The sequence below is a fragment of the Microcoleus sp. MOSTC5 genome (assembly GCF_036701825.1).
GTDB classification, from domain to species: Bacteria; Cyanobacteriota; Cyanobacteriia; order Cyanobacteriales; family Microcoleaceae; genus Microcoleus; species Microcoleus asticus.
Window position 1 is genome coordinate 1 of sequence record NZ_JAUBRK010000133.1, and the last position, 5,590, is coordinate 5,590.

Annotated in this window: 7 protein-coding genes; 2 read left to right on the forward strand and 5 right to left on the reverse strand. The window is 45.5% G+C overall.

Annotation, left to right across the window (positions count from 1 at the left end; genetic code table 11):
* Nucleotides 1-521: 521 nt before the first annotated feature.
* The 3 genes from QUA54_RS33565 to QUA54_RS33575 are packed head-to-tail and all read right to left on the reverse strand — an operon-like array spanning nucleotide 522 to nucleotide 1,515.
* Nucleotides 522-965, reverse strand: coding sequence for an IS630 family transposase (locus QUA54_RS33565; RefSeq protein ID WP_333419285.1), 444 nt, complete (start codon nucleotides 963-965; stop codon nucleotides 522-524).
* 51 nt (nucleotides 966-1,016) lie between these two features.
* A complete protein-coding gene (locus QUA54_RS33570; RefSeq protein ID WP_333419287.1) occupies nucleotides 1,017-1,325 on the reverse strand; it encodes a helix-turn-helix domain-containing protein in 309 nt (102 codons plus the stop codon).
* The gene (locus QUA54_RS33575) at nucleotides 1,318-1,515 is read right to left on the reverse strand and encodes a hypothetical protein (RefSeq protein ID WP_333419289.1); all 198 of its coding nucleotides are present in this window, start codon (nucleotides 1,513-1,515) and stop codon (nucleotides 1,318-1,320) included. Before QUA54_RS33575 ends, QUA54_RS33570 begins: the two co-directional genes overlap by 8 nt.
* Nucleotides 1,516-1,641: 126 nt before the next feature.
* On the opposite strand from QUA54_RS33575, the gene bla reads away from it, so the two are divergent.
* On the forward strand, nucleotides 1,642-2,619 hold the full coding sequence (gene bla / locus QUA54_RS33580; protein WP_333419291.1) for a class A beta-lactamase, subclass A2: 978 nt from the start codon (nucleotides 1,642-1,644) through the stop codon (nucleotides 2,617-2,619).
* 283 nt (nucleotides 2,620-2,902) lie between these two features.
* Here the strand turns inward: bla and QUA54_RS33585 are convergent, their stop codons facing one another.
* Both QUA54_RS33585 and QUA54_RS33590 read right to left on the reverse strand, forming a co-directional pair.
* Entirely contained in the window at nucleotides 2,903-3,289 is a 387-nt protein-coding gene (locus QUA54_RS33585; RefSeq protein WP_333419292.1) for a hypothetical protein, read from the reverse strand.
* A complete protein-coding gene (locus tag QUA54_RS33590; protein WP_333419294.1) occupies nucleotides 3,286-3,627 on the reverse strand; it encodes a hypothetical protein in 342 nt (113 codons plus the stop codon). The genes QUA54_RS33585 and QUA54_RS33590 overlap by 4 nt, the downstream gene beginning before the upstream one ends.
* Before the next feature lie 111 nt (nucleotides 3,628-3,738).
* Here QUA54_RS33590 and QUA54_RS33595 point away from each other — a divergent pair, with 111 nt between their 5' ends.
* Nucleotides 3,739-5,553, forward strand: a complete 1,815-nt coding sequence (locus QUA54_RS33595) for an AAA family ATPase (RefSeq protein WP_333419296.1) — start codon at nucleotides 3,739-3,741, stop codon at nucleotides 5,551-5,553.
* The last annotated feature ends 37 nt before the right edge of the window (nucleotides 5,554-5,590 follow it).

Here is a 5,590-nt window from a genome sequence, read left to right on the forward strand (position 1 = left end):
AGTTAGGAGTTGGGATTCAATCAACTCTCAGCAAAACTTTTCATTATATCATAAAATTATTTTGCAAGAGGTCTAATCAAGTTTGAATTTTAACAAAGTCAATCAAGTTGAAACGGAGTCGGGCTACAGCCGAGATACGCGCATTCCGAGGACATGACGTAAAGTTTTGCTACTTCAAGACAAAATGACTTGAAGTAGCAAAGCCTGAAATGTTTAGCAGTAAAAGATGGACGCTTTGGGGGTCTGTACGAGGCAGAGTATAACTACTACTCTGGCTTCTCAAACTTGGTTGAACAGTCAGCTAATTTAGGATGCTTTTGTGCTTGCAAGCTTCCTCGAAAGCAAAGTCGCGACTTATTTGTTACGTTTTTTAATATCACGTCCTCGGAATGCAGGTATCTCGGCTGTACCCCTTAAAACCTCACCCCTAATACCAATTTCCTAAATTTCTGCTACAGATAGAGCCTCTAAAATGAATTGCCATCCCGTCAAAGAAGCAATGAGTTCATTCGTCAACTTGTTTAACTCTTTTTGCTGAGCAATGCTCTCAACTCCTCTATGTGTTCAAATCTTAACCATTTTAATTGTTCTTTTACATACCCCCACAGTCTTTCTATTGGATTTACTTCTGGACTGTAGGCGGGCTGAAACAGTAAAATTACATTTTCTGGTATGCTTAAATTTAAAGAGTTATGAAACCCTCCATTATCTACTTGAATTATATGTAAATCAAGAGGATACTTACTGGCAAACAGCTCTAAGAATTTCTCAAAGCACACGGTATCTAGATGCGTAAACTCGTAAAAAAAGCTCTCTCCTGTTAGTGGTTCTACTGCACCGTATAGCCACAAATAAATAAAATCCCATAGCACTTGGACTTGCGGTTTTATGCCGCGACCTGTGAGCTTCCTTCTCTGTATTGTATGCAGCCCCATCCGACTTTCATCTTCACTCCAATATCGCACTTTTTCCCACTGCTTTAAAAAACTCTCACTCGCTCCTCAGACTGCCATTAATTAGAGATGAGAGTTTTTTTTAAATTCTTCTACTACCCCGGTTTTCTGTTTTTCACTCACCGGACGCGGGACTTTTAATTTTCCTTTGAGCCGATATCTTGCCCACTGGTGTACTGTGCGATATGCCGCTTTTACTTCACAGCAACTTGTCAGCCATTGGTGTACTTCTTTGTAGCTACTGAATCCTTCGGGTTCTTGTAATTCCTTTGATAATCTCTCTACAGTTTCAGGATTCATTATTCTTGGTCTTCCCGAACGAGGTTTCTGCAATAACAATTCTTCTATTCCCCCCGAGCGATAACTAGACAACCATCTTTGTATTGTGGTACGATGTTTTCCCGCGCCGCACAGCAGCAGACAATACGCTGTCTACCGTTTGGGTTTTGACCCAATACAGAACTTGCAGTTTTTCGTGGCGGTGAGCGTCTTTTTCTCTCCTCAAAAGAACTTTTAGTTCTTCTTCTGTTTCCCGAATTTCAATTTTGACCACTCCTGACATTTTTCCTCCTTCTGTTTGGGTACTAACTTACAAAAATGACCTTTACTAATTGTAGCACTACTTTATGAGATTGGTATAACTTATTCTATCCTTAATACGGCTTAACCCTAACCGAGAACTATTGACATGATTCCAGCGATTAAAAAAGTTTGGCTTTACACATTTTGCTTGTTTTTACTGACTCTTGGTTGCACGAGCGTTAACTCCAAAAGTAATAGAGAAGACACTCCCAACAACCAGACAAGCGCACCGAGCGGTATCGCAATATCCAACGCCGATGGCACAAACGAATTACGCGATCGGATCGAACAAATTTCTCAGGCAGCGATCGGGCGCGTTGGGGTGAAAGCCACAGTGCTAGAAACCGGAGAGTCAGTTACTTTGAATGGAGATCAGCAATTTCCAATGCAAAGCGTTTACAAGTTTCCCATCGGAATGGCTGTACTGGCTCATGTCGAACAAGGAAAGTTGAAACTAGATCAGCAAGTTCGTGTTAAAGCAAGCGATTTTGTCTCAGACCTTCAGCACAGTCCGATTCGAGACGAGAATCCGCAAGGGGTGGAACTAAGCCTAGCTGAACTGCTGAAATACATGATATCTGAAAGTGATGGGACAGCTTGTGATGTCCTGTTGAAGCTAATTGGTGGGCCGGAGGTGGTCACTCAGTATTTGCGTGACCTCGGTGTAAATGGCATTCTTATAGCCAATACGGAAAAGGAAATGGGTCAAGATAAAGCCGTGCAGTACCGCAACTATGCTTCACCTAATGCAGCCGTCGTCTTGCTGCGAGCATTACATGAAGGGCAAGGGCTTTCAGAATCTAGTCAAGCGTTATTGCGAAAGTTGATGACTCAGACACCTACGGGTCTACAGCGCATTAAAGGATTGTTGCCTGATGGGACAGTGGTAGCGCACAAAACTGGTACGTCACGTACCGTTGATGGAGTGACGGCTGCAACCAACGATGTTGGACTCGTCACGCTCCCCAATGAACAGCATATGGCGATTGCAGTTTTTGTTTCAGACTCTAGAGCAAACGATGCGGTACGCGAGGAAGTCATCGCAAAAGTGGCGAAAGCAGCATGGGACGAATGGAGCAAATAATTGCTGAAGGCGAAGGTTTTAACGGCCGATCGCTCTCTTTTATAGTGGAACTCATAAAAAACTTTTGTGATTCCTAAACCTTTGATGCCACTAGGCGCTGAGCACATTTTTAGGGATCGATGCCCTTCCACACAAAGTAACGCATTTTCTTTGCTCTGGTTTGTAGGGTTTCTCTGATAGGGCGGACGGTTAGTTGGCAGCCACTGTGCCGCCAGCCCGCTACAAGATTCCGAAGGTTTGGAGAAGTTTGCCACTACCTTGATGCGGGCTAGAACGATCGCTTTTACCCGTCCACCTCCTTCAACCCATCTTCCAGTAACATCCGCACGATATCCACTTTCTTGCGCCCCGTTTTTGCGGCCAACATCGACAGTTTGCGGTGCAGAGTTTCAGACATATCCACAGTAAACCTGACCGTGGCTTCTTTATCGGGTGCTTGCAGTTTGCTCATCAGGCTAGGCTCCTTTAATTGAATGGAAACTGGTTCTGGTGCAGATACTTGCGGTTTCGGGGGTTTGGCAATTGGCAATGCAGTTTCTGGTGTTAGCGATGCTGTGGGCGTTGCTGCTGGCGATACAATTTCTGGTGGTGTTGGCGATGCAGCTTCCTTTGTACCGAAGACAAATTCTTCCATCGCGCTGCCAAGTGGTTTGCGTTTCTTGGTACTCATTTCAACACTCCCATGATTTCCTTAAACAGTCGGCTGTACTCTTTGCCAGAATATGAGGCAGGTTGACCGCCCAAATCCCACACCGTAGCTGCTTGACCCGAAGAATCAGCAATCACCTGTTTTTGGTGAACGACTGATTTGAGCACAGCTTGATGGTGGGTGTAAGTTTTCCCAACAACTCCATTGCTTCGGTTTTGAGCTTTGTCCCCTTTACCGCACGGCAAGTGAAACATCACTGCTTGGGGTGGGCCTTGTCTTACTGATTGAGCTTGTTTGATGAGTCGCACCGCATTGGCTGCCGACTGTACGTCGATACCGCTCGGTTGCATCGGCATCACGGCTAAAAAGAGCTTTTAGGGGCGATCGGCTGCTCTATCGATCTCGCTAAAAATCTTCAATGGGTTCTATAGTTTGAGGTATCTCCCATCGTACTCATCCAGAGAAGCTCTATGGTTGCTCTACCGGGTATTGCTATTCTCAGCAAAATTTACGAAAGTTCTAATTCTCTGGTGTATCGGGGCATCAGCGTCCCTGACGATCAAGCGATCGTCATCAAAATGCTCAAGCAAAATTATCCCTCTCCCCAAGAACTAACTCGCTACAGACAGGAATATAAAATTACCCGTTCCCTCAAAGAGGAAGGAGTTGTCAAGGCATACAGCCAGCAGGAGTATCAACGCACTCTCGTCATTCTCTTAGAAGATTTTGGCGGGGAGTCCCTAGAGCAATGGATGCACAAGCGCCCAGAAACCTTCTGCCCCATGCCCTTATCCACGTTTCTCCAGCTTGCGATCGACCTCACAGATATTCTGGGCAGAATTCATGCCGCTAATGTCATCCACAAAGACATCAACCCCGGCAATATCGTCCTTAATCCGAATACTGGCGTTGTCAAAATCATTGACTTCGGGATTGCTACCCAATTTAGCCGCACTCATCCAACGTTCAAAAGCCCGCATGTTTTAGAAGGGACACTTGCCTACCTGTCTCCAGAGCAAACAGGGCGCATGAACCGTTCGCTCGATTACCGCACCGATTTTTACTCACTCGGTGTGACGTTCTACGAACTTCTAACTGGACACCTGCCGTTTCCAACAACCGACATTCTTGAGCTAGTCCATTGTCATATTGCCAAACAGTCTATTCCACCTCACCAACTGAATGCAACGATTCCCAAACCCGTTTCAGATATTATTTTGAAATTGATGGCGAAAAATGCGGAGGAGCGCTATCAAAGTGCTTGGGGAATCAAAGCCGATTTAGAACTCTGTGTTCATCAATTAGAAGAAACTGGTCGAATTGATAGCATTCAACTAGGTCTTCAAGATGTTTACAATCAGTTTCAAGTTCCACAAAAACTGTATGGACGGGACAAGGAAGTTGCAATGTTACTAGCAGCTTTCGATAGCGAAGCGCTGCTGCGTACTCCGTTGGAGAAGCCGCAGGCTAGCGCAGATTACGTAGCGTGTCCGGAGGACAATCGCGTCGCTTCTTTACAGAACAATACAGAAGCGACTTGGGAGAGGAAACAAACGGGCAACCCAAGATCCAAAGCCGAAATGATGTTGGTATCTGGCTATGCTGGAATTGGGAAATCAGCATTAGTGCAGGAACTCTATAAACCAATCACCCAAAAGCGCGGCTATTTTATCTCTGGTAAATTTGATCAATTTCAGCGCAATATTCCCTACAGTGCGATCGGCCATGCCCTGCAAAAATTGGTGCAGCAACTGCTGGGTGAACCCGACGAGCAATTGCAACAGTGGCGATCGCGTCTGCTTACAGCATTGGGAACCAATGGACAAATCATCATTGATGTGATTCCTGAAGTAGAACTGATGATCGGTCAGCAACAAGCTGTTCCTGAAGTTGGAGCAATGGAAGCTCAGAACCGCTTCAATCGGGTCTTTCAGCAGTTTGTGCGAGTGTTTTGTTCAGAGGAACATCCCCTTACGATCTTCTTAGATGATTTGCAGTGGGTAGACTCTGCCACACTCAAGTTAATCGAGTTGCTAATGCTGGATGAGCAAACCCAATCCCTATTTCTGATCGGAGCTTATCGAAATAATGAGGTGAACTCAGCCCACTTACTGTTATTAACGCTGGACAGCCTGCGAAAGCAAGGGGTAGTGCTTCAGGAGATGATCCTGGCACCTTTGACGCTGGAGCCATTAAGCCAGTTGATTGCTGAAACCCTACATCAGAATATTGACACTGTTCAGTCCGTGCGGTTCGTTTCTATGAAACTAGCCTGTATGGGTTAGGGGATTAGAGCCTTTACGCCGCCTTGGGTGCAAGCCC